General features: G+C 54.3%; 21 protein-coding genes and 1 other RNA gene. 5 read left to right on the top strand and 17 right to left on the bottom strand.

All coding sequences use genetic code 11. From position 1 onward, the window contains the following. Window positions 1-49: 49 nt before the first annotated feature. The 7 genes from gcvP to PAGR_RS04555 all read right to left on the bottom strand — a co-directional run bounded on the left by gcvP (window position 50) and on the right by PAGR_RS04555 (window position 9,271). Window positions 50-2,923, bottom strand: coding sequence for an aminomethyl-transferring glycine dehydrogenase (gcvP, locus tag PAGR_RS04585; protein ID WP_014605127.1), 2,874 nt, complete (start codon window positions 2,921-2,923; stop codon window positions 50-52). A gap of 81 nt (window positions 2,924-3,004) precedes the next feature. Beyond that, a complete protein-coding gene (gcvH, locus tag PAGR_RS04580) occupies window positions 3,005-3,391 on the bottom strand; it encodes a glycine cleavage system protein GcvH (RefSeq protein ID WP_014594498.1) in 387 nt (128 codons plus the stop codon). Between the two features lie 24 nt (window positions 3,392-3,415). Further along, window positions 3,416-4,513: a glycine cleavage system aminomethyltransferase GcvT gene (gene gcvT, locus PAGR_RS04575; RefSeq protein ID WP_014605126.1), complete on the bottom strand. Its 1,098-nt coding sequence runs from the start codon at window positions 4,511-4,513 to the stop codon at window positions 3,416-3,418. A gap of 432 nt (window positions 4,514-4,945) precedes the next feature. Then, window positions 4,946-6,148, bottom strand: a complete 1,203-nt coding sequence (ubiI, locus tag PAGR_RS04570; protein WP_014605125.1) for an FAD-dependent 2-octaprenylphenol hydroxylase — start codon at window positions 6,146-6,148, stop codon at window positions 4,946-4,948. 13 nt (window positions 6,149-6,161) lie between these two features. After that, window positions 6,162-7,340: a 2-octaprenyl-6-methoxyphenyl hydroxylase gene (gene ubiH, locus PAGR_RS04565; RefSeq protein ID WP_014605124.1), complete on the bottom strand. Its 1,179-nt coding sequence runs from the start codon at window positions 7,338-7,340 to the stop codon at window positions 6,162-6,164. After that, the gene (gene pepP / locus PAGR_RS04560) at window positions 7,337-8,659 is read right to left on the bottom strand and encodes a Xaa-Pro aminopeptidase (RefSeq protein WP_014605123.1); all 1,323 of its coding nucleotides are present in this window, start codon (window positions 8,657-8,659) and stop codon (window positions 7,337-7,339) included. The genes ubiH and pepP overlap by 4 nt, the downstream gene beginning before the upstream one ends. 33 nt (window positions 8,660-8,692) lie before the next feature. Next, window positions 8,693-9,271, bottom strand: coding sequence for a YecA/YgfB family protein (locus PAGR_RS04555; protein ID WP_024471434.1), 579 nt, complete (start codon window positions 9,269-9,271; stop codon window positions 8,693-8,695). Window positions 9,272-9,442: 171 nt separating this feature from the next. On the opposite strand from PAGR_RS04555, the gene zapA reads away from it, so the two are divergent. The 3 genes from zapA (at window position 9,443) to PAGR_RS04545 (ending at window position 10,669) form a co-directional block, all read left to right on the top strand. After that, on the top strand, window positions 9,443-9,772 hold the full coding sequence (gene zapA, locus PAGR_RS04550; protein ID WP_015699590.1) for a cell division protein ZapA: 330 nt from the start codon (window positions 9,443-9,445) through the stop codon (window positions 9,770-9,772). A 39-nt stretch (window positions 9,773-9,811) separates the two neighbouring features. Continuing rightward, window positions 9,812-9,995: non-coding RNA, 6S RNA (gene ssrS / locus PAGR_RS22970), on the top strand. 77 nt (window positions 9,996-10,072) lie between these two features. Further along, complete coding sequence (locus PAGR_RS04545) at window positions 10,073-10,669, top strand: 5-formyltetrahydrofolate cyclo-ligase (RefSeq protein ID WP_013027066.1); 597 nt, start codon at window positions 10,073-10,075, stop codon at window positions 10,667-10,669. Between the two features lie 42 nt (window positions 10,670-10,711). Here the strand turns inward: PAGR_RS04545 and serA are convergent, their stop codons facing one another. Both serA and rpiA read right to left on the bottom strand, forming a co-directional pair. Next, entirely contained in the window at window positions 10,712-11,950 is a 1,239-nt protein-coding gene (gene serA, locus PAGR_RS04540; RefSeq protein ID WP_013027067.1) for a phosphoglycerate dehydrogenase, read from the bottom strand. Window positions 11,951-12,228: 278 nt separating this feature from the next. Continuing rightward, window positions 12,229-12,888, bottom strand: a complete 660-nt coding sequence (rpiA, locus tag PAGR_RS04535; RefSeq protein ID WP_014605122.1) for a ribose-5-phosphate isomerase RpiA — start codon at window positions 12,886-12,888, stop codon at window positions 12,229-12,231. A gap of 181 nt (window positions 12,889-13,069) precedes the next feature. Between rpiA and PAGR_RS04530 the strand changes: the two genes are divergently transcribed. Continuing rightward, complete coding sequence (locus tag PAGR_RS04530) at window positions 13,070-13,972, top strand: LysR family transcriptional regulator ArgP (protein WP_014594503.1); 903 nt, start codon at window positions 13,070-13,072, stop codon at window positions 13,970-13,972. 296 nt (window positions 13,973-14,268) lie between these two features. On the opposite strand, the gene PAGR_RS04525 is transcribed toward PAGR_RS04530, so the two are convergent. The 8 genes from PAGR_RS04525 to tkt all read right to left on the bottom strand — a co-directional run bounded on the left by PAGR_RS04525 (window position 14,269) and on the right by tkt (window position 23,212). Then, window positions 14,269-14,997 carry an oxidative stress defense protein gene (locus PAGR_RS04525; RefSeq protein ID WP_013027070.1) on the bottom strand — a complete coding sequence of 243 codons (729 nt, stop codon included), beginning with the start codon at window positions 14,995-14,997 and terminating at the stop codon, window positions 14,269-14,271. A 144-nt stretch (window positions 14,998-15,141) separates the two neighbouring features. Continuing rightward, a complete protein-coding gene (argO, locus tag PAGR_RS04520; protein WP_014605121.1) occupies window positions 15,142-15,765 on the bottom strand; it encodes an arginine exporter ArgO in 624 nt (207 codons plus the stop codon). A 123-nt stretch (window positions 15,766-15,888) separates the two neighbouring features. Further along, on the bottom strand, window positions 15,889-16,764 hold the full coding sequence (gene mscS, locus PAGR_RS04515) for a small-conductance mechanosensitive channel MscS (RefSeq protein ID WP_014594505.1): 876 nt from the start codon (window positions 16,762-16,764) through the stop codon (window positions 15,889-15,891). Window positions 16,765-16,940: 176 nt separating this feature from the next. Continuing rightward, window positions 16,941-17,183 (bottom strand): VOC family protein, encoded by a 243-nt coding sequence (locus tag PAGR_RS04510; protein WP_231963249.1) that lies wholly within the window; start codon window positions 17,181-17,183, stop codon window positions 16,941-16,943. 304 nt (window positions 17,184-17,487) lie between these two features. After that, complete coding sequence (gene fbaA / locus PAGR_RS04505; protein ID WP_013027074.1) at window positions 17,488-18,567, bottom strand: class II fructose-bisphosphate aldolase; 1,080 nt, start codon at window positions 18,565-18,567, stop codon at window positions 17,488-17,490. Between the two features lie 109 nt (window positions 18,568-18,676). Next, window positions 18,677-19,840 carry a phosphoglycerate kinase gene (gene pgk / locus PAGR_RS04500; RefSeq protein ID WP_013027075.1) on the bottom strand — a complete coding sequence of 388 codons (1,164 nt, stop codon included), beginning with the start codon at window positions 19,838-19,840 and terminating at the stop codon, window positions 18,677-18,679. 51 nt (window positions 19,841-19,891) lie between these two features. Beyond that, on the bottom strand, window positions 19,892-20,911 hold the full coding sequence (epd, locus tag PAGR_RS04495) for an erythrose-4-phosphate dehydrogenase (protein ID WP_014605120.1): 1,020 nt from the start codon (window positions 20,909-20,911) through the stop codon (window positions 19,892-19,894). Window positions 20,912-21,217: 306 nt separating this feature from the next. Then, entirely contained in the window at window positions 21,218-23,212 is a 1,995-nt protein-coding gene (gene tkt / locus PAGR_RS04490) for a transketolase (RefSeq protein WP_014605119.1), read from the bottom strand. A 269-nt stretch (window positions 23,213-23,481) separates the two neighbouring features. On the opposite strand from tkt, the gene loiP reads away from it, so the two are divergent. Next, on the top strand, window positions 23,482-24,237 hold the full coding sequence (loiP, locus tag PAGR_RS04485) for a metalloprotease LoiP (protein WP_014605118.1): 756 nt from the start codon (window positions 23,482-23,484) through the stop codon (window positions 24,235-24,237). The last annotated feature ends 41 nt before the right edge of the window (window positions 24,238-24,278 follow it).

Raw genomic sequence — 24,278 nt, 5'->3', positions numbered from 1 at the left:
AAAAAAAGGGCCGAAAATCGGCCCTCATAACTAAACGCGTTAAGCTGACTTACGCATAATCGCTCATCGGGACACACGAACAGAACAGGTTACGATCGCCAAAGACATCGTCCAGGCGCTTCACCGTTGGCCAGTATTTATTGTGGCTGCCAGCAGGGAACACGGCCAGTTCACGGCTGTAGGAATGAGACCATTCTCCGATGACTTCCATTTGTGTATGAGGCGCGTTAACCAGCGGGTTATCCTCAAGTGACCACTCACCCGTTTCCACCCGGCCGATTTCCATGCGAATCGCCAGCATGGCATCAATAAAGCGGTCCAGTTCAATTTTGCCTTCTGATTCTGTCGGTTCGACCATGAGTGTTCCGGCGACCGGGAACGACATGGTGGGCGCATGGAAACCGTAGTCGATGAGGCGTTTCGCGATATCCAGTTCACTGATACCGGTTTGCTCTTTTAACGGACGAATATCAAGAATACATTCGTGCGCTACGCGGCCGTCGCGCCCTGCATACAGGATGGGATAGGCCGATTTTAGCCGGCTGGCAATATAGTTAGCGTTAAGGATCGCGACCGAACTGGCCTGCTTCAGCCCTTCTGCCCCCATCATACGGATATACATCCAGCTGATAGGCAAAATAGATGCGCTGCCAAATGGCGCAGCGGAAACTGCGCCCTGTTGCGTCAGCATGCCGTCAATTTGTACAACGCTGTGGCCCGGCACAAACGGGGCCAGATGGGCTTTCACGCCGATCGGTCCCATTCCCGGCCCACCTCCGCCGTGCGGGATGCAGAAGGTTTTATGCAGGTTAAGGTGCGAAACGTCTGCGCCGATGTAGCCCGGCGTGGTAATGCCTACCTGCGCGTTCATGTTGGCGCCATCAAGATAAACCTGGCCGCCGAACTGATGCACAATCTGGCACACCTCGCGAATAGTTTCCTCGTAAACGCCGTGAGTAGACGGATAGGTCACCATAATGCATGACAGCTTATCGCCAGCCTGAGCCGCTTTTTCACGCAGGTCGCCCAGATCGATGTTGCCCTGCTTGTCACAGGCGACCACCACGACATCCATGCCCGCCATCTGAGCCGAAGCCGGATTAGTACCGTGCGCCGAGCTGGGGATCAGGCAGAGATGCCGTTCCCCCTCACCGCGGCTTTCGTGATAACGACGAATCGCTAACAGACCGGCATATTCACCCTGCGCACCCGAGTTAGGCTGCATGCAGAGTACATCGTAACCAGTCAGTTGAACCAGCCACTGTGAAAGCTGCCCAATCATTTGCAGGTAGCCGCCAGCCTGTTCAGCCGGGCAGAACGGGTGCAGTTCGGCAAATTCAGGCCAGGTGATGGGGATCATCTCGGCGGCGGCATTGAGTTTCATGGTGCAGGAACCCAACGGAATCATGGCCTGATTCAGCGCCAGATCTTTTTTCTCCAGGCTGTGCATATAGCGCATCATCTCAGTTTCGCTGTGATGACGGTTAAACACCGGATGCGTCAGAATCTCGCTTTCACGCTGCTGCGCGGCCGGAATGGACGGGTTGTCGGCCGTAACCAGGCTGTCGAGCCGATCGATATCCTGACCGTGCTCATCCCCCAGCAAAATAGCGAACAGCGTAGCGATGTCTTCACGGCGCGTGGTTTCATCCAGCGTGATACCGACGGCATTGAGAATGTCGCTACGCAGGTTCACACCGAAGCTCAGCGCACGGTTGAGTACGCCCGCTTTATCCGCAACCTCTACCGTTAGTGTGTCAAACCAATGGCTATGACGCAGTTTAAGCCCGCCACGCTGCAGTCCGGCAGCCAGAATATCGGTAAAGCGGTGGATACGCGACGCAATACGTTTCAGCCCGACCGGCCCGTGGAACACGGCATACAGCCCGGCGATATTGGCCAGCAGCACCTGAGAAGTACAGATATTGGAGTTCGCTTTTTCGCGACGGATATGCTGCTCACGGGTTTGCATCGCCATGCGCAAGGCGGTGTTGCCTGCGGCATCGCGGGAAACGCCGATAATGCGGCCAGGCATTGAACGCTTATGTTCGTCGCGGCTGGCGAAGAAGGCAGCATGCGGGCCACCATAACCCATTGGCACACCAAAGCGTTGGGCCGAACCGAACACGATATCCGCGCCTTGTTTGCCCGGAGATGTCAGCAGCACCAGCGCCATAAAGTCGGCAGCGACGCTGACAACCACCTTGCGTGCTTTCAGCTCGCTAATCAGGTGGGTGTAGTCGTGTACTTCTCCCGTAGTGCCCACCTGCTGTAGCAGCACACCAAACAGGTTGTCGTGATCCAGTGCTTTGGCCGGGCTGTCAATAATCAGCTCAAAGCCAAAGGTTTCGGCACGGGTACGCACGACGTCCAGCGTTTGCGGATGAATATCGTTAGCGATAAAGAACCGGGTCGCGTTTTTCAGTTTGCTGATGCGTTTTGACATCGCCATCGCTTCGGCGGCGGCGGTCGCTTCATCCAGCAGAGAAGCGGAGGCAATGTCCATGCCGGTCAAATCGATCGTAACCTGCTGGAAGTTAAGCAGGGCTTCAAGCCGTCCCTGCGACACTTCTGGCTGATACGGCGTATACGCCGTGTACCAGCCGGGGTTCTCCAGCATATTTCGCAAAATCACCGGCGGCGTAATCACCGCGCTGTATCCCATGCCGATCCAGGATTTATAAAGCAGGTTTTGCCCGGCAATGGCCTTCAACTCAGCCAGCGCCTGTTGTTCAGTTGCGGCATCGCCCACCGCTGGCGGGCCTGGCAACTGAATGTCGGCGGGAACGATAGAACCAATCAACGACGCCAGAGAGCTGGCACCGATCGCCTCCAGCATGACGGCCTGTTGTTCTGGCGACGGACCAATATGGCGCTCAATGAAGGCACCGTTGTGTTCAAGCTGGCTGAGAGTCTGAGTCATGAGCTGTAAATCCTGAATCGGGCTGGGGAACAGAGAATGCAAGTCAGATATCTGCGGCCTCAGTTTGAGGCCGCACGACGATTACTCGTCAATGGAGGCTTTATAAGCATCCGCATCCAGCAGCGAGTCGATTTCTGACTCATCGCTGGCCTTAATCTGGAATAACCAGCCGCCGTCATAAGGCTCGCTGTTAACCTGTTCAGGGGAATCGTTAAGGGCGTCGTTGACGGCAACGATTTCACCGCTGATGGGCGCGTAAATGTCTGAAGCGGCTTTGACCGATTCCGCAACTGCGCACTCTTCTCCGGCAGAGAAAGTGGCACCGACCTCAGGCAGGTCAACAAACACCATATCGCCCAGCAACTCCTGCGCATGTTCGGTGATACCAACGGTATAGGTACCGTCCGCGTTTTTGCGCAGCCATTCGTGACTGTCGCGGTACTTCAACTCCACTGGCACATTGCTCATCGCCCTTTCTCCTGTAATTATGTTTTACTGCGCAACCGGTTTTCCGGCGCGAACGAAAATTGGTTTAGTGACTTTCACAGGCATTTCACGGTTACGGATCTCAACAATCGCGTTTTCCCCAATCCCTGCCGGCACGCGGGCCAGTGCAATGCTGTAACCCAACGTCGGTGAGAAGGAACCGCTGGTGATCACCCCCTGCTGCAACTGACCCTGCTGATCGGTAAAACGCACCGGCAACCCGTTACGCAGAACGCCTTTTTCCGTGAGGATCAGCCCAACCAGTTTTTCAGTGCCCTTTTCTCGCTGGCTTTCCAGCGCTTCACGTCCGATAAAGTGGCGGTCGCCAGGTTCCCAGCTAATGGTCCAGCCCATATTGGCCACCAGCGGCGATACGCTCTCGTCCATTTCCTGACCGTAAAGATTCATACCCGCTTCCAGACGCAAGGTGTCGCGTGCGCCCAGCCCGGCGGGTTTGACGCCCGCACTCAACAAACGCTGCCAGAATCCGACGGCATCGGCGGCAGGCAGCGCAATTTCATAGCCCGCTTCGCCGGTATAACCGGTTGTGGCAATGAACAGTTCACCGGCCTGCACGCCGAAGAACGGCTTCATGCCCTCTACAGCCTGACGCTGTGCGTCACTGAATAAGGTTTGGGCTTTTTGCTGCGCCTGCGGGCCCTGTACAGCAATGAGTGCGAGATCGTCGCGTTCTGTTAACGCGACGCCGTAACCCTGTGCATGCTCGCCGATCCAGGCCAGATCCTTTTCACGCGTCGCGGAGTTGACCACCAGACGAAAAAACGTCTCGTCCATAAAATAAACAATTAAATCGTCAATTACGCCAGCGGAAGCATTCAGCATGCCGGTATACAGGGCTTTGCCCGGCTGAGTCAGTTTGGCGACGTCGTTTGCCAGCAGGAAGCGCAAAAACTCGCGCGTGCGCTCACCTTTTAAATCCACAATGGTCATGTGCGAAACATCGAACATGCCCGCGTCGCTGCGCACGGCATGATGCTCATCCATCTGAGAGCCATAGTGCAACGGCATCATCCAACCGTGGAAATCCACCATCCGCGCGCCATTTGCCTGGTGCTGTTCAAACAAAGGTGTGTGCTGAGTCATAACTATCCTGTGCAGAAACGAGTGAGTTTGAAACCACGCGCCATGTAGCCGACGCAAACGTTCTCTTTGCCTTGACGTTACCACCGAATCAGGCGATTAACCATAAGCAAAGCGAGGTCGAAAGACGTGGCACAGCCTAACCAGGCCCCGGGTTAATCAGGATAAAAAACTATAATTTTGTGATTAACCACGCAATAAATACGCCATAGTGATTTATTAACAGCAAATTTATGCGCACAGTCCAGCAGGATGTTAAAAAAATAGCGGGTCGAAAACAGCCATGGATAAAAAAAAGTAATGCGAAACTTCACGCAAAATTAGAATAAATCAAACGATGCGCAGTCAGAGTGCAGCCCTGCATTTTTACGGTGCAGCGGAGGGTGAGCATAAAAAAAGCCAGCAATTATGCTGGCTTTTTGCGGGTGAGCGGCGTTACCGCAGCCATGCTGGCATATCGTTCAGGCCCATGGCCTGACGCAGCATTACCGGCTTCACGCCCGGCAGGTTATCAGCCAGTTTCAGGCCCAGATCGCGAAACAGCTTTTTGGCTGGATGATTGCCTGCAAACAGTTCACGAAAACCCTGCATTCCGGCAAGCATCATGGCAGCGCTGTGTTTGCGACTGCGCTCGTAGCGGCGCAGATAAAGGTGCTCGCCGATATCTTTGCCCTGCTGGTGCAGGCGGCGGATTTCGCCAATCAGCTCAGCAGCATCCATGAAACCCAGGTTGACGCCCTGTCCTGCCAGCGGATGAATGGTATGTGCCGCATCGCCCACCAGCGCCAGCCGGTGAGCGGCAAAGTTACGTGCATAGCGTGCCGTGAGCGGGAAACACTTGCGCTCGCCTTCCAGCTGGCACAGCCCCAGGCGCATATCGAACGCGACCGACAGTTGTTGATTAAACAGCGCCTCCGGCATGGTTTCGAGACGGCTGGCTTCCTGAGGAGAAAGAGACCAGACGATAGAACAGAGATGGGGATCCTGCATCGGCAGGAAAGCCAGAATGCCATCGCCGTGAAAAACCTGGCGCGCTACGCCGTCGTGTGGCAGCGCCGTGCGAATATTCCCGACCAGCGCATGATGATCGTAATCCCAGAACGTCAGGGGAATATCGGCTTTGTTACGCAACCAGGAGTTGGCCCCGTCCGCCGCCACCATTAGCCGCGCACTCATCATGCTGCCATCCTGCAGCGTAATAAAGGCTTCATTATCGCCAAAGGCCACCTGCTGCAGTTGGGAAGCAGGCAGCAGCGTAACATCACTGCACTGGCTGGCGCGCTGCCATAAGGCGCTGTGGATCACAGGGTTTTCGATGATGTGCCCAAGATGCGTCAGGCCCTGCTGCTCACCGTCAAATGCGATCGCACCGAAGCTGTCGCGATCCCAGACCTCCATTGCCTGATAAGGGCTGGCACGGAGCGACAGAATCGTTGACCAGACGTCCAGCTTCTGCAAAAGACGTTCACTGGCCGCGTTAATTGCGGATACGCGTACGGACGGCGATGCGCCTGCATCAAATTGCGGCCCGGCAGACTGCTCCAGCACGGCAATGCGTAATCCGCTCCCTTGCAGACCGCAGGCTACTGCCAGACCCACCATACCGCCACCGGCGACCACTACATCGTAAGTTTGCATCAGTGCCTCTCAGTTAACGCTTAACCCAGCCGAGCGTACGCTCGGCCAGAAGATTTCTCAGCCATGGCAGGTGATCCATTGCCAGCAGGCCAAGGTTGCGCCCGACGACCAGCGGCGCATGGCGGTTGGCAAACATACGCACCAGGCCGTCAGTGATGCCCACGGTAATGGCCCGATCCTGCTGGCGACGTTGGCGGTAATGTTGCAGGACCGCATAGCTGCCAGGGTCCTGCTGCTGTCGGTGCGCGGTTGCCAGGGTTTCTGCAAGCGACATCACGTCACGCAGGCCAAGATTGAACCCCTGACCGGCAATAGGATGCAGCGTCTGTGCCGCGTTACCAACCGTAACGACGCGATGGGAAACCACCGAATCGGCCTGCTGCAGCGCTAACGGATAAACGTCACGCTTACCGGTATGGATAAATTTGCCCAGTCGCCAGCCAAACGCGCGCTGAAGCTGGCTGAGAAACGCCTCGTCACTCCAGCTTTCGACCTGCGGGCGCTGATCCAGCGGATGGCACCACACCAGCGAGAGGCGATTATCTGACATTGGCAACAGCGCCAACGGGCCAAACTCGGTAAAGCGTTCAAAAGCCCGGCCCTGATGGGGAAGCTCACTGGTGACGTTGGCAATAAGCGCTAACTGCTGATAGGGCTCGGTGTGCCACTGCATGCCGCAGGCGGCCGCAACGGCTGAACGGGTGCCATCAGCGGCTACCAGCACGTCGCCTTCCAGCTGTTCATCATTATCAAGCGTGACCCGAACGCTTTCCTGGGTTCGGGCCACCTGAGTGACGCGCGCGGGACAGCGCAGTGTGACGCCGGGTGCCTGTTTTAACTGTGTGAACAGGCTTTGCCCTACGTCGAATAATTCAACCACCTGCCCCAGCGCGGGAATCGCATAATCGCTGGCGGCGAGTGACACGAAACCGGCATGGCCGCGATCGGATACGTGAATAGTGGTAATCGGTGTGGCACAGGGGGAAATCCGCTGCCAGAGATTGATATCAGCAAGCTGCTGGCAGGTTCCGGCAGACAGCGCAATCGCCCGGCCGTCATAGCCCGGATGCGCACGGCTGCCAGGCTCGCTGCTTTCAATCAGCGTCACGGGCAGTTTACCCTGTGTCAGATGCGCGATGGCCAGCGCCAGTGTGGCGCCAGTCATTCCTCCACCGGCGATAAGAATGGTCATAACGCGCGTGCCGCCGCCATCAGCGCTTCAATTGCATCAGGATCTTTCACGACGCTGTCGGTGAGGTTCTCAATACCGGTTTCGGTAATCACAATGTCATCCTCGATGCGGATGCCGATACCGCGGTATTCCACAGGGACGTCAGCATCGGGCGCGATATACAACCCCGGTTCGACGGTGATAACCATGCCCGGCTCCAGGATACGATCGCGGCTTGGTGTGCCGTAGTGCCCCACATCGTGGACATCCAGACCCAACCAGTGGCCCAGACCATGCATAAAGAATTTACGATGGGCATCTTCAGCGATCAGCGTATCGACCTCGCCCTGCATTATCCCCAACTCAACCAGTCCAGTGACCATAATGCGCACGACGTCATCATTAACCTCGCGGATGCTAACGCCAGGGCGGAATCGGGACAGTGCCGTTTCCAGTGATTTGAGTACGATGTTGTACACCGCCCGCTGCGGCTGAGTGAATTTACCGTTAACCGGGAACGTCCGGGTAATGTCACCCGCATAGCCCTGCCATTCACATCCGGCATCGATAAGCACCAGATCACCGTCCTGCATCTCACACTCGTTTTCGGTGTAGTGCAGAATGCAGCCGTTTTCGCCGGAACCCACAATCGTGTTGTAAGACGGGAATCGCGCACCGTGGCGGTTAAATTCATGATGAATTTCCCCTTCCAGATGATATTCGTACAGTCCCGGACGGCAGGCCTGCATTGCGCGCGTATGCGCCAGCGCACTGATCTCACCCGCACGGCGCAGAATGGCAATCTCTTCCGGACTTTTGAACAGGCGCATCTCATGCACCCAGGGACGCCAGTCTGTCAGGCTGGCAGGCGCGCTGAGATTCTGGCGAAAACCCTGCCGCAGTTTATCCAGCGCACCGAACACCAGTTTATCGGCTTCAGCATATTGGCCCTGCGCATGGTAAACCTCATCCAGGCCGTTCAGCAGCAGGTGGAGTTGTTCACCAATATCGTTCCAGGGCAGGGCCCGATCCACGCCGAGCTTAGCGGGCGCCGCATCCTGTCCCAGACGGCGGCCAAACCAGATTTCTGCAGTCAGGTCGCGAACACGATTAAACAGCACACTGTGATTGTGGTTCTCATCACTTTTGATCAGCACCAGTAACGCCTGAGGCTCATTGAACCCCGTGAAGTACCAGAAGTCGCTGTTCTGACGAAACGGATATTCGCTATCATTACTGCGCGTTACTTCAGGCGCGGCAAAAATTAACGCTGCGCTGCCCGGAACCATTTTCGCCAGCAGCGCCTGACGGCGCTGCTGAAAATTTTCCAGTGAAATCATGTCTGCACTCCCTGTTAAACTCAGATAGCTGGCTTAGTGTAGCGTTGGCTTTTGTACTTCTGGCGCAGTCGGTTGCGGACGAGTGAAAGTGTCGTGGCAAAGTAGTGCTGCAACACGAACGTACTCAATCACCTCTTCCAGCGACTGCTCTAATTCTTCCTGATCTTCGTCTTCGTCGTAGCCCAACTGAGCAATCGTGCGCAGATCGTCAATGGCCTCGCCCGTTTCACCGGTGACCTTATCCAGTTTAGGCTGGGTTACGCCCAGACCGAGTAAAAAATGGTTTACCCAGCCCGCCAGTGCATCAGCGCGATCAAACACCGTAATGTCATCATCGGCGGGCAGCATCAGTTGAAAAAGGAAGCCATCGTCCTCTAGCGCAGTCGCAATGCTTTCATGCAAAGACTGCAGTGGCAGGGACAGCGTCTGCGAAAAAGCCATGCCTTCGTTCGCAAGATCGTGGACCAGCGTTTTCCAGCTGTTATCCGCGTTACCGCCACATAAGATGCCGCTGAGTAAGCCGTGCATTTCCGCAGGCGTCATGCCCACGCCATGCTGTGAGAGCGCCGCCGCCAGCGCGTTGTAATCGGGGGTTGCGTTCTGTGAAGACATCATTTTTCATCGTCGTTGGCTGTAAGAGTTCGTGGTATGCTACCACTAGCTGCCTCAAGGTTTCCAGAAAAGGGGTTGTATCTTATTTCTCAGGTCTATATAGTTGCCCGCCTCCCAGGCCATTGAAGGCTAAGGGGAATGGCGAGCCAGGTAATCAGTCAGGAAGGTGGCATGTCTGCACAACCGGTAGATTTACAAATTTTTGGTCGTTCTTTGAGAGTGAATTGTCCGCCTGAACAGCAAGATGCGCTGAACGCGGCGGCAGAAGATCTCAATCAACGGTTGCAAGATTTAAAAGTTCGCACTAGAGTCACAAATACAGAGCAACTGGTGTTCATTGCCGCGTTAAACATTTGCCATGAACTGGCACAAGAGAAAGGTAAGACGCGTGACTATGCTGCTAACATGGAACAACGAATCCGTATGTTACAGCAGACCATTGAACAGGCTTTAGTTGAGCAAGGTCGCATAACCGACCGCCAGGATGCGAAGTTCGAATAACACTTCATGGTCAGTGTGCTACACTAACGGTGAAGTCAATTTTCTCTGAGATGTTTGCAAGTGGGCCAGTCCCCTGAGCCGATATTTCATACCAACAGAATGTGACGCTCCGCAACCTGTGAGCATGCTCGGTCCGTCCGAGAAGCCTGATGGTTGCGACGGCATGTTCACCTTGAACCAAGGGTTCAAGGGTTACAGCCTACGGCGGCATCTCGGAGATCTCCTTTCTGGTCGTACTGCATTACCTCCCACCAGGCATGATATAATGCGTCGCTTAAGCGACTTTGTCTGGGGGACACCATGTCAGCACCCTCTTTAGTACTGCGTCAGGACATCCGTCAGCACGTTCGCCACCTACGTCGCGCTCTGAGCGCTGAGCAGCAACATGCGGCAGCCGAACAACTCGCCCAACATGCGATCAACTTTGCACCACTGGCCGATGCCAACAACGTGGCACTGTTTTTGTCTGTTGATGGCGAAATCAATACACGACCGCTTATCGCCAGGCTGTGGCAGCAAAACAAACGGGTTTACCTGCCGGTTCTGCACCCCTTCGCAGCGGGCCATCTGCTTTTTCTGCGCTATACGCCAGAAACACAGTTAATCCAAAATAAACTGCGCATTCCCGAACCCCCACTGGATATCCGCCATCTGATCACGCTGGATGAACTGGATGTAATGATGGTACCGCTGGTGGCGTTTGATCGCGCCGGACAGCGTTTAGGAATGGGGGGCGGCTTCTACGATCGCACCTTACAGAACTGGAAACAGCATGGGTTTTTACCGGTGGGTATCGCTCATGACTGTCAGCGGGTTGACGCGCTGCCTACAGCGGCGTGGGACATTCCTTTGCCGGCCGTGCTGACGCCATCAAAACTGTGGCTATGGGATGAATAAACCCGGGCATGCTTGTGTGCCCGGGTAGGTGACAGCGTGGGATCAGTAAAGCAGGCGGGCGCGAATCGTTCCCGGAATCGCCTTCATCAGCTGCAGAGCTTTCTCTGCCAGTTCGTGCTCAGCATCAATGTCGATGACCACATAACCCATCATCGGAGAGGTTTGCAGGTACTGAGCGGCAATGTTGATGCCTTGTTCAGCGAAAATCTGGTTGATCGCGGTGAGTACGCCCGGACGGTTTTCGTGAATATGCAGCAGACGACTGGCGCTAATGCCGTGCATCGGCAATGACACTTCCGGGAAATTGACGGCGGACAGCGTTGAACCGTTATCCGAATATTTCGCCAGCTTGCCCGCGACTTCAATCCCGATATTCTCCTGCGCTTCTTCCGTCGATCCCCCGATGTGCGGCGTCAGGATAACGTTGTCGAATTCGCTCAGTGGGGAAACAAACGGATCGCTGTTGGTCGCCGGCTCTACAGGGAACACATCAATCGCAGCGCCACCAACCTGCTTGCTGGCCAGCGCTTCGCACAGTGCAGGAATATCTACCACGGTGCCGCGTGAGGCGTTTATCAGCAGGCCGCCAGGCTTCATCTGCGCCAGCTCATTGGCAGAAATCATATTTTGCGTAGAGGCGGTTTCCGGGACATGCAGGCTGACAACGTCACTCATATTTAGCAGCTGCGTCAGGCTACGAACCTGTGATGCGTTGCCCAACGGCAGCTTGTTTTCGATATCATAGAAGTAAACGTGCATGCCCAGACTTTCTGCCAGCACGCCCAGTTGCATACCGATATGGCCATAGCCAATGATACCCAGCTTTTTACCGCGCGCTTCAAAAGAGCCCTTGGCGATTTTATTCCAGATACCACGGTGCGCTTTGGCATTCGCTTCCGGAACACCGCGCAGCATCAGCAGCATCTCGCCAATAACCAGCTCGGCCACAGAGCGCGTATTTGAGAAAGGTGCGTTAAAAACCGGGATACCGCGTTTCGCTGCGGCATTTAAATCAACCTGATTCGTTCCGATACAGAAACAGCCCACCGCTACCAGTTTTTCTGCAGCAGCAAAAATCTCTTCGGTCAGTTGGGAACGGGAACGGATACCGATAAAATGCGCATCGCGAGCGGAAGCTTTTAACGCCTCGGCATCCAGTGCGCCTTTGTGGAATTCAATATTGGTGTAACCTGCAGCACGAAGATTTTCCAGCGCGCTCTGATGGACACCTTCCACCAGCAGGAACTTAATTTTGTCTTTTTCCAGTGATACCTTTGCCATTTCCCAACCCTATTCAGAATTCAACGAGGACTGAACGCAGTCAGCCGTCTGTCAAAATATCAAAAAAATCGCCTGCGGCAATACAAACGATTGCCTGACCGCCAGCATGGCAGGGCTCAGAGGGCGTACTTTGCCAGACAAAATCGTGGGTTGGCCGCATCGAGAAGAACGAACCCGCTGCCGATGACGGTTATGTGACATAAGTCACCAAATTTCAGCCTGGTGAGAAAAGTTTTTTTAAATCAAAAAAAGCGGGCGCCCTGTTGCGCGCCCGTACTTTATTTTTTGAGGGTTTTGACACCGTCAGGTCCGCCAATCAATGCGACATCTGCGCCACGCGTGGCGAACAGCCCCACAGTGACGACGCCAGGCAGGGCATTAATCGTTTTTTCCAGCTCGATGGGATCGAGAATACGCAGATTGTGCACATCAAGAATGATATTACCGTTGTCAGTCACCACATTCTGACGATATTCCGGCAAACCGCCCAGCTTCACCAGTTCACGCGCGACATAGCTTCGCGCCATCGGGATAACTTCAACCGGCAACGGGAAGCGTCCAAGCACGTCCACTTCTTTGGATGCGTCGGCGATGCAGATAAACTTTTTGGCAACCGCCGCGACGATTTTCTCGCGAGTTAAGGCAGCACCGCCCCCTTTGATCATCTGCATTTGTGGGTTAATTTCATCGGCACCGTCGACATAGATGGCCAGATCATCAATCTCGTTCAAATCAAACACCTGAATGCCCAGGCTTTTTAGCTTTTGCGTCGACGCTTCGGAACTGGATACGGCCCCCTCAATCTGATGTTTAATGCTGCCGAGCGCATCAATAAAGTGAGCGGCCGTAGAACCCGTACCGACGCCGACGACAGTACCGGGCTGCACATAATCCAGTGCGGCCCAACCAACAGCTTTTTTCAGTTCATCCTGGGTCATGATATGTTTAGAACCTGTGCGATAAGGAAATGCGCGTAGTATAAAGCAAGGCTTGCTGAAAATGCTCGGATGCATTGGGCGGATTTAATGCTTTGGAAGCCAGCCCACAAAAATATCGCTGACATTTCCGTTGGAGTATTTGTGGCATAGTAACGTCCATCCTGAAGGAGAGAGAAAAATAATGAAACGCCCGGACTACAGAACGCTTCAGGCGCTGGACGCAGTGATACGTGAACGCGGATTTGAACGTGCCGCACAAAAACTTTGCATTACGCAGTCTGCCGTCTCGCAACGCATTAAACAGTTGGAAAATCTGTTTGGTCAGCCGTTATTAGTTCGTACGGTACCGCCTCGTCCCACTGAACAAGGGCAAAAGCTGCTCGCCCTTCTGCACCAGGTTGAGTTACTGGAGGAAGAGTGGCTGGGCGATGAGAACAGCGGCACGACGCCGCTACTGCTGTCGCTGGCGGTCAACGCCGACAGTCTGGCAACGTGGCTGTTACCGGCATTAAAAGACGTACTGGCCGATTCACCTGTACGCCTGAACCTTCAGGTTGAGGATGAAACCCGCACTCAAGAGCGTCTGAGACGAGGCGAAGTGGTTGGCGCAGTCAGTATTCAACCGCAGCCGCTACCCAGCTGTCTGGTGGATCAACTGGGTGCGCTGGATTATTTGTTTGTGGCGTCAAAGGATTTTGCAGAGCGCTTTTTCCCCAACGGTGTAACGCGTTCCGCCCTGCTTAAAGCGCCAGCCGTGGCATTTGATCACCTGGATGATATGCATCAGGCCTTTTTGCAGCAGAATTTTGATTTATCACCGGGTAGCGTTCCCTGCCACATCGTCAACTCGTCCGAAGCGTTTGTGCAAATGGCCCGGCAGGGCTCGACCTGCTGTATGATCCCTCATCTGCAGATTGAACGCGAACTGGCGAGTGGCGAGCTAATCGACCTCACGCCGGGGCTGTATCAACGTCGGATGCTGTACTGGCACCGCTTTGCACCTGAAAGCCGCCTGATGCGTCGGGTAACGGATGCGCTGATTGCGCATGGCCATCGGGTGCTACGTCAGGATACGGCGGAATAATCGCCCTTTGCCGCAGCAAAATTTGGGCGTTGCGGTGAGAAGGTGCACTTGTGAAAGCGGCACGGCGTTAATGGCCGTCAGGGGCATTTTTTAGAAGGCAATACGCAGCGCTGAGCAGAGGGAATCAACCAGGATTTACCCGCAAGGATGCGGGTAAAAGGCGCAGACGGCACAGGGATGTGCCGTCTGCGCCGGTCCGTCAGGTTGATGAGCGATGTGAAGGAACCGCGTCAGCGGCGCGAGGACCGCCTGGCAAAAATTGCCCCTGATGGCTTAACCACAATACCAATAAAGGCTTACTGTGCCGTATTTGGTTTCATCTCAAAAACCACATCCACCTGGTCATCAAAGTTGATGCTTTGCTGATCGTAGGTTTCCTGTGCAGAAGTATCTGCCACAGCCGCGGCTTTAAACATGCGGTTCATTGGCATTGGCTGATAGTTTGCCACCTGATAACGAATGCTGTAGATCGGGCCCAGTTTGGCATTAAAACCTTCAGCCAGTTCAGCCGCCTGTTGGGTCGCATTTTTGATTGCGGCCTGACGTGCCTGCTGCTTGTAGCTCTCAGGATTAGCGACGCCCAGTTCAACGCTACGCACTTCATTCAGACCTGACTTCAGCGCACCATCAAGCAGATCGTTAAGTTTGTCCAGCTGACGTACGGTGACCTGAACCTGACGCACCGCACGGTAGCCTTTGAGCTGTGACTTACCGTCTTTGGTGTAATCATATTCTGGCTGCGTCGTCAGGTTCGCGGCTTCGATATCCTTTTTCTCAATACCGTTTTTTTGCAGGAAATCAAAATATTGCGCTACGCGGCTATCGACCTGCTTTTTTGCCTCTGCGGCATCTTTCGATGAGACATTCACCACAATTGACAGCGTCGCGATATCCGGGCGGGCATCTACAGTTGCCTTACCTGACGTAACAACATGGGGTCCGTTCGGCAGTTCGTCAGCCTGTACGCTCAAAGGCAATGCCCCTGCACTCATCATCGCGGCAAGCGCCAATGCTTTCAGTTTCATGAAAGTCCTCCTTGAAAAGGTCAGTTCGATGGCTCCCAGTACATGAAGCCCACAAGCGCATCATATTACGCGTTGTTTGGAGTGAAGATTATGGCAAAAGTTCGGCAGACTGGCCTCAATAACCCGTTTTCGTATAGCTTTTACTCAAAATCCCGTGATGACCTGCCGGGCAAGCTGAAACGCAATAAACCACATGACCGCACCGACCAGCAGATTGATGATGCGTTGAGCGCGCGCCGTTTGCAGTAGAGGCGCAAGCCAGGCCGCCAGCAGCGCCAGACCGAAAAACCACAGCACCGAGGCGCTGATGGCCCCCAGCGCAAACCACTGTCGCGCAACCGTTCCGGGTAACTGCCCGCCCAGGCTTCCCAGCACAACAAAGGTATCAAGATAAACATGCGGATTCAGCCAGGTCACCGCCAACATCGTCGCGATAATTCGTTTTCTGCTCTGCGTTGCGTGGCTACCCGATGCCAGTTCAATGTTACGGCTAAATGCCGTGCGTAAGGCTCCCCAACCGAACCAGAGCAGAAAGGCAACCCCGGCACAAGTAATCAGCATCAGCAGTAAGGGAGACTGATTCAGGAGCGCACTGCCGCCAAAAATGCCTGCACAGATCAATGCGATATCGCTTAACGCACAAAGCGCCGCAGTCATCAAATGATACTGGCGCTTTACCCCCTGGTTCAGCACGAAGGCGTTTTGTGGGCCTAACGGCAGGATAAGCGCAGCCCCAAGAGCAAGCCCTTGAAAGTAAATGGTTAACACTGGATGACATTCCTTACATCGGCGAGATGCAGGGATTATAAAGAGCGAGTCTGATTAGCGGAAATTGAAAAAATTAATCTGCTATTAACAAAATTAATGGGCGACCGCTGCCGCCCATTAACATTACTGCGTTGCGGTCGTCTCGCTTTCAGGTTGTTGAACCTGGTGCAGGTGCACATCCATTTGTGGATAAGGGATGCCAATACCTTTGCTGTCCAGCGCACGTTTAAAGTTTTTCAGTAAGTCCCAGTAAACGTCCTGCAGATCGCTGCTGTTACTCCAGCAACGCACCACGAAGTTAAGCGATGACGCCCCTAATTCATTCAGGCCAATCTGGATGCCACGTTCTTTAAGTACGCGCTGATCGGCCTCAACGACGCCGCGCAACAGGGCAATCACCTCATCCACATCGGCTTCGTAGGCAACGCCGATAATGAATTCATTCCGGCGCACTGGCTCGCGCGAGAAGTTGATGATATTGCCACTGATGATTTTACCATTTGGCACCACAACGATTTTGCCATCGGCAGATTTCAGGGTGGTCGAGAAAATTTGCACATTGAGCACGGTGCCCATTACGCCGCCCAAATCGACAAACTCACCGGTGCGGAAAGGACGGAAGGTGACCAGGAGGACGCCAGCCGCCAGATTGGAGAGCGAGCCTTGCAGGGCTAAACCTACTGCCAGACCGGCGGCACCCAGCACGGCGATAACCGATGCCGTCTGCACGCCGACACGACCCAGCGCAGCAATGACCGTGAAGGCGATAACGCCATAGCGCACCAGGGCGGAAAGGAAATCGGCTACGGTGGCGTCAATATGGCGCGCGAGCAGCAGGCGATTAACCGTGTTAGAAATCACCCTGGCGATGATCATGCCGACAATGATAATGGCAATTGCCGCGACGATATTGACGGCATAACTCAGAATCAGCGCCTGGTTGTGTACCAGCCAGCCCCCGGCACTGTTAATGCCATTAACAACATTCAAGTCTTCCATTTGTAAGCCCTGTCGATAGTTCCCCTGTGGGGAAAGACAAAAAACTGCCAGATGTAATCCGACACCCAATGGTTAAGGGTAATCAATTATTTAGCCAGACGCCAAACTGAGTGATACGGGAAGGCGGTTTTGCACACTTACGCATCAGCACGCCGGCCTCCGCGCACGATGTTTGTTCAGGGCACATGGCTGAGTATATTAATCAGCCTGCCAAACGGATCACGGACATAAAAACGACGCACGCCCCACGCTTCTTCTGTAAGCGCATAGTCGACCGGCAGCCTCGCAGCGACAACGCGTTGATACACCTCATCAAGATTATCAACCTCAATGGATAAATCCGGAACAGCTGTGCCGGCGCCGCCTTCCCGCGCAATACTGACCTGCGGCACCATCGTGTTATCCGCGGCCCAGGTCATGATCCATCGCCAGTTTCAGATCGAGAATGTCACTGTAAAAGCGTTCTGCTTCTTCCATATTTCCGGCCCGAATATTCGCCACAATGCGTTTGACGGCCATACGATTGCCCTCACCTGTTAAGCCACACACAGGATACAGCGCGCGCTGCAGTGAGGTTGTGACAGCACGTCAGAATGTGTCGCCCGACAAAAAGAAATGAAACTGAGCGTGAGCAGAAAGGATAAAAAAAAGTCCCGATCGGACGATCGGGACTGAGTCGTTCGTCTGCCGTTCTCTCGAACTCAGACGCCAGCAGCGTGATGCTTACAGAACGTCAACGGCGTTGAGTTCTTTGAACGCCTGCTCCAGACGCACCACCATGGATGCCTGGGCAGAGCGCAGCCATACACGTGGGTCATAGTATTTCTTGTTAGGCTTGTCTGCGCCTTCTGGGTTACCCAGCTGCGCCTGAAGATAGCCTTCGTTCTTTTTGTAGTACTGCAGGATGCCGTCCCAGGTTGCCCATTGAGTATCGGTATCGATATTCATCTTGATCACGCCGTAGCTGATAGACTCTTCGATTTCTGCAGCAGATGAACCTGAACCACCGTGGAATACGAAATCCAGCGCGTTGTGCGGCAGACCGTGTTTTTCACAGACATATTTCTGTGAATCACGCAGAATGGTTGGGGTCAGTTTAACGTTGCCTGGCTTGTAAACGCCGTGCACGTTACCGAAAGAGGCCGCAATGGTGAAGCGCGGGCTGATCGCATTCAGTTTTTCGTACGCGTAGTTTACGTCTTCTGGCTGAGTGTAAAGCGCTGAAGCATCCATATGGCTGTTATCTACGCCATCTTCTTCACCACCGGTGCAGCCCAGCTCAATTTCCAGGGTCATGTCGATTTTCGCCATGCGCGCCAGGTATTTGCTGCTGATTTCGATGTTTTCTTCCAGTGACTCTTCGGACAGGTCGATCATGTGAGAAGAGAACAGCGGCTTACCGGTTTTCTTGAAGTGCTCTTCGCCCGCGTCCAGCAGACCGTCGATCCACGGCAGCAGTTTCTTGGCGCAGTGGTCGGTATGCAGGATAACCGGCACGCCGTACTGCTCAGCCATCAGATGCACGTGGTGTGCGCCAGAGATGGCACCGAAAATCGCTGCGCCCTGTGGCTTGTCTGTTTTAAAACCTTTACCGGCGATGAATGCAGCACCACCGTTGGAGAACTGTACGATAACCGGCGCTTTTACTTTCGCCGCGGCTTCCAGTACAGCGTTAATGGAGTCGGTGCCGACACAGTTGACCGCAGGCAGAGCGAATTTGTTCTCTTTCGCTACTTTGAAGATCTTCTGAACGTCATCACCAGTGACAACGCCGGGTTTTACGAAATCAAAAATTTTAGACATGATTGTGTCCTGTTTCGTGACCGGTTATCCCCGATACGGGGACAGCGATTTAAACGCCCGGTTTCGGGCGAGTTTTCAGGCGATGCCGTAGGGCACCGCCCCCAAAGGATTACTGCTTCGCACGCTCTTCCAGCATGGCTACGGCAGGCAGTTTTTTGCCTTCCACGAACTCCAGGAAGGCACCGCCGCCGGTAGAGATGTAGGAGATTTTGTCTTCGATACCGAACAGGTCGATAGCCGCCAGCGTATCACCGCCGCCCGCCACTGAGAATGCTTCGCTGTCTGCAATGGCGTTAGCCACAATCTCGGTGCCTTTGCGGAAGTTCGGGAATTCAAACACGCCCACCGGGCCGTTCCACAGAATGGTTTTGGCATTCTTCAGGATGGTCGCCATGGCCTGAGCGGTTTCATCACCGAAGTCCATAATCTCTTCGTTATCTGCGACTTCCGAAACCTTTTTCACGGTTGCCGGGGCAGTTTCAGAGAATTCCGTGCCAACACGTGAATCGGTTGGAACAGGAATGCCGTACTGATCGCGCAGGCCTTTGGCCGCGTCAACGAAGTCTGGCTCATACAGCGATTTGCCCACGTTGTTGTCGATAGCGACAAAGGTGTTGGCGATGCCGCCGCCGACAATCACGGTATCGGCAATCTTCACCAGCGACTGCAGCACGTCAAATTTGGTTGAAACCTTAGAACCACCGACCACAGCCACCAGCGGGCGCTCAGGGTTCTTCATCACTTTACCCAGCGCTTCCAGCTCAGCTGACAGCAGCGGGCCAGCACAGGCGACAGGGGCAAATTTGCCAACGCCATGCGTGGATGCCTGGGCGCGGTGCGCGGTACCAAAAGCATCCATAACAAAGACGTCGCACAGCGCAGCGTATTTCTTAGACAGCGCTTCGTCGTCTTTCTTTTCGCCTTTATTGAAGCGAACGTTTTCCAGTACGACCAGTTCGCCCGCGCCGATATCGACGCCGTCGAGGTAGTCTTTCGCCAGGGTAACCTGAGTACCGTTAAGTTTCTCTTTCAGGTAGTTCACTACTGGCAGCAGTGAGAATTCTTCGTTGTATTCACCTTCGGTCGGACGACCCAGGTGAGAGGTAACCATCACTTTGGCGCCCTGTTTCAACGCCGCTTCGATAGTTGGCAGTGAAGCACGAATACGTGCATCTGACGTCACTTTCCCTTCTTTCACTGGTACGTTGAGATCGGCGCGAATTAAAACGCGTTTGCCAGCAAGATCCAGATCGGTCATCTTAATTACGGACATGGTGAACCCTCTCGTTGATTCTCATAAGTTTTGCCAGACGCAAACCGCGTCTTACCTGAAACCGCTTGCGGCCATCGCTAACGTTGTGTCGAGCATTCGGTTAGCAAAGCCCCATTCGTTGTCACACCAGACCAGGGTTTTGATCAGATGCTGACCGCTGACCCGCGTTTGTGTACCGTCCACAATGGCACTGTGCGGATCATGGTTGAAATCTACTGAGACTAACGGCAATTCTGTATAGTCAACTATACCACGAAATGCCCCTTCTGCCGCGCTTTGCAACAAGGCGTTAACCTCACAGGCCCGAACGGGCTGGCGCACGGAAACGCTGAGATCAATGGCCGTCACGTTGATCGTCGGTACGCGAACCGCGATGGCTTCGAAGCGATCGTTAAATTTCGGAAAAATACGCGCAATGCCTGCCGCCAACCGGGTATCCACCGGGATGATAGACTGACTGGCCGCACGCGTACGGCGCAGATCGCTGTGGTAGGCGTCAATCACCTGCTGATCGTGCATCGCCGAATGGATAGTCGTTACCGTCCCCGACTCGATACCAAAAGCGTCGTCCAGTAGCTTAATCACCGGAATAATGCAGTTAGTGGTACAGGATGCATTAGAGACAATACAGTCCGTTTGTTTCAGTTCCTGCTCGTTAACGCCGTACACCACGGTTGCATCAAGATCGTTCCCCCCTGGATGGGAAAACAGCACTTTCTTCGCTCCTGCACGCAGATAGGCTTCGCCGTCATCACGGGAACCGTAAACGCCTGTGCAGTCCAGCACCACGTCAACGTTAAGCTCGCCCCAGGGCAGTTCGTCCAGTCCGGCACGATGCAGGATACGGATAATATCGTCTCCGACCCACAGCTGATCACGCTCCTGACGCACATCCAGCGCGAAACGCCCATGACTGGTATCGTACTTTAGCAGGTGCGCCATGCCCGCAGCCTCAGCCAGTTCGTTAACTGCCACCACTGTGATCTCCGCGCGGCGCCCCGTTTCATACAGTGCACGCAACACGTTGCGCCCAATGCGACCAAAGCCGTTTATCGCTACCCGAATGGTCATCTTTCTCCTGCCAAACCAGACTGAAAAAAAGGTGCAGATAGCCTGAGCGTTTCACTGCATTTTGTACAGGAGATTCTTAGCCCGACCGCTGGCAAAGCAGCCTAAACTGAAACGGTTCAGCTAGGATAATAGAAGGACGGAATAACGGGAATGATTGCGATCAAGCGGGCTGCGTATTTTTGGATCTACATCACAAAATTACGCAAAAAATCGCTATTACTACAGGAATAATTTTGTCGATAAGGGGGCAAACTGGGCCCCCTTTCATCTGGTTCAGGCGAGCCTTCACTCGCCTGCGCCCTTTTGTCAGGCCAGCAACGCTTTTGCTTTCGCTACTACGTTGTCTACCGTGAAGCCGAAGACTTCAAACAGCTTCTCAGCAGGCGCTGACTCACCAAAGGTGGTCATGCCGACGATAGCGCCGTTCAGGCCGGTATATTTGAACCAATAGTCTGCAATACCCGCTTCAATAGCAACGCGAGCGGCAACGGCCTTCGGCAGGACAGATTCACGATACTCTGCAGACTGCTTGTCGAACGCATCCGTTGATGGCATGGAAACCACGCGAACCTTACGGCCTTCATCGGTCAGTTTCTGATACGCAGCCACAGCCAGTTCAACTTCTGAACCGGTGGCGATCAGAATCAGCTCTGGCGTGCCCGCGCTGTCTTTCAGCACATAACCGCCGCGGGACACGTTTGCCAGCTGCTCTGCGGTACGATCCTGCTGCGCCAGATTCTGACGAGAGAAGATCAGTGCGCTTGGACCATCTTTACGCTCAATCGCATATTTCCACGCCACTGCTGATTCCACCTGATCACACGGACGCCACAGGCTCATGTTTGGTGTGGTACGCAGGCTCGCCATCTGCTCTACCGGCTGGTGCGTCGGGCCATCTTCGCCCAGGCCAATTGAGTCGTGGGTATAAACCATAATCTGACGGATTTTCATCAGCGCGGCCATACGGGCGGCGTTACGTGCATACTCAACAAACATCAGGAAGGTCGCGGTATAAGGCAGGAAGCCGCCATGCAGCGCCAGACCGTTGGCAATCGCGGTCATACCGAATTCACGCACGCCGTAGTGAATATAGTTGCCGGCAGCGTCTTCATTGATGGGCTTAGAGCCAGACCAGATGGTGAGGTTACTGGGTGCCAGATCAGCCGAACCGCCCAGATATTCTGGCAGGATTTTACCAAAGGCTTCGATCGCATTTTGTGAGGCTTTACGGCTGGCGATTTTCGCCGGGTTAGCCTGTAACTGCTCGATAAACTTCTGCGATTCCTGCTGCCAGTTAGCCGGCAGTTCGTTGCTCATGCGGCGCGTAAATTCTGCAGCCAGCTCTGGGAAGGCACTGGCATAGGCCGCGAATTTCGTGTTCCACGCATCCTCTTTCGCCTTGCCTACTTCCTTAGCATCCCACTCAGCATAAATGTCTGAAGGAATAACGAAAGGCGGATAGTCCCAGCCTAACTGTTTGCGGGTGAGCGCTATCTCGTCATCGCCCAGCGGTGCGCCGTGTGAGTCGTGGGTCCCCGCTTTATTCGGTGAACCAAAACCGATCACAGTTTTGCACATCAGCAGTGACGGCTTGTCGCTCACCGCTTTCGCTTCTTCAATGGCTTTCGCGATGGCGTCGGCATCGTGACCGTCAACGCCGCGCACCACATGCCAGCCGTAAGCTTCGAAGCGCTTCGCGGTGTCATCGGTGAACCAGCCGTCAACATGACCATCGATGGAGATACCATTGTCATCATAGAATGCCACCAGCTTGCCCAGCTTCAGCGTACCCGCCAGCGAGCACACTTCGTGTGAGATGCCTTCCATCATGCAGCCGTCGCCCATAAAGACCCAGGTATTATGATCTACGATCTCATGGCCCGGACGGTTGAACTGTGCTGCCAGCGTGCGCTCCGCAATGGCAAAACCTACGGCGTTAGCGATGCCCTGCCCCAGCGGACCGGTCGTGGTTTCCACGCCCACGGTATAGCCATATTCAGGGTGCCCCGGCGTTTTAGAATGCAACTGACGGAAGTTTTCCAGCTCGCTAATCGGTAAATCGTAGCCGGTAAGGTGCAGCAGGCTGTAAATCAGCATCGAACCGTGACCATTGGACAGAACAAAACGGTCGCGATCGGCCCAGTGTGGGTTGGTTGGGTTATGATTGAGATAGCCGCGCCACAAGACTTCGGCGATATCCGCCATGCCCATCGGGGCACCCGGATGTCCCGATTTAGCTTTTTGCACTGCGTCCATACTTAACGCGCGAATGGCGTTGGCAAGATCTTTACGAGAGGGCATCTTCTACTCCAGTTCGGATTAATGATTTGCGCCTTAACCTGTTGTAATTAATCAGCTATCGGGCAAAGCACGGGAAAAGTTTCACCACAATGTACATGAAAAACGGGGCAAAAGTAATGTCGTAAAACGCTAAATGTTCCCGCTTCGTCTGGCTTTTCCAGTCATGTCTGCTAGCAAAAAGGTTTATCACGAACTATAACCTGTTGGTTAAACCACCTTGTAGGGATTCAGGTGTTTGTTTTTTATCTTGTTACTTATGGGACGACAGAATGAAAATTCATAAAACGGCACTGGCTCTGGGCCTGGTTGCGCTGCTTAGCGGCTGTGAGGGTGTAAATAGTAATGGTCTGCTGCAATCCGGCGCACAGGCATTTCAGGCTTACACGTTGAGTGATGCTCAGGTTAAGCAGCTTAGCGATCAGTCCTGCGCCCAAATGGACAAAGAAAATCAGGTCGCGCCAGCTGACAGCGAGTACCAGCAACGGCTGAATAAAATCGCTTCGGCACTGGGCGACAACATCAATGGTATCCCGGCTAACTACAAGGTTTACCAGACCAAAGACGTTAACGCCTGGGCAATGGCCAATGGCTGCATCCGCGTTTACAGCGGACTGATGGATATGATGACCGACAATGAAGTCGAGGCGGTACTGGGCCATGAAATGGGCCACGTTGCGCTGGGTCATACGCGCAAAGCGATGCAGGTCGCCTTCACCACAACGGCAGCACGCACCGCGGCGGCATCGGCTGGCGGTATTATTGGTTCGCTGTCACAGTCGCAGTTGGGTGATATGGGTGAAAAATTAGTGAATGCCCAGTTCTCGCAGACGCAGGAGACTCAGGCTGATGACTACTCATACAACCTGCTGAAAAAGCGCGGTATTGATCCGGTCGGGCTGGCAACCAGCTTTGAAAAACTGGCAAAACTGGAACAGGGCCGTCAAAGCTCAATGTTTGACTCGCATCCTGACTCCGAAGCGCGTGCGCAGCATATTCGCGATCGCATCGCCGCAGACGGCAAGTAAGTCAGAATCAGAGGGATAACCCTGAGGTTATCCCTCTGTCG

Origin of the sequence: Pantoea ananatis PA13 (genome assembly GCF_000233595.1) — a bacterium.
Lineage (GTDB): Bacteria > Pseudomonadota > Gammaproteobacteria > Enterobacterales > Enterobacteriaceae > Pantoea > Pantoea ananatis.
This window is presented reverse-complemented; position numbering and strand designations above follow the sequence as displayed.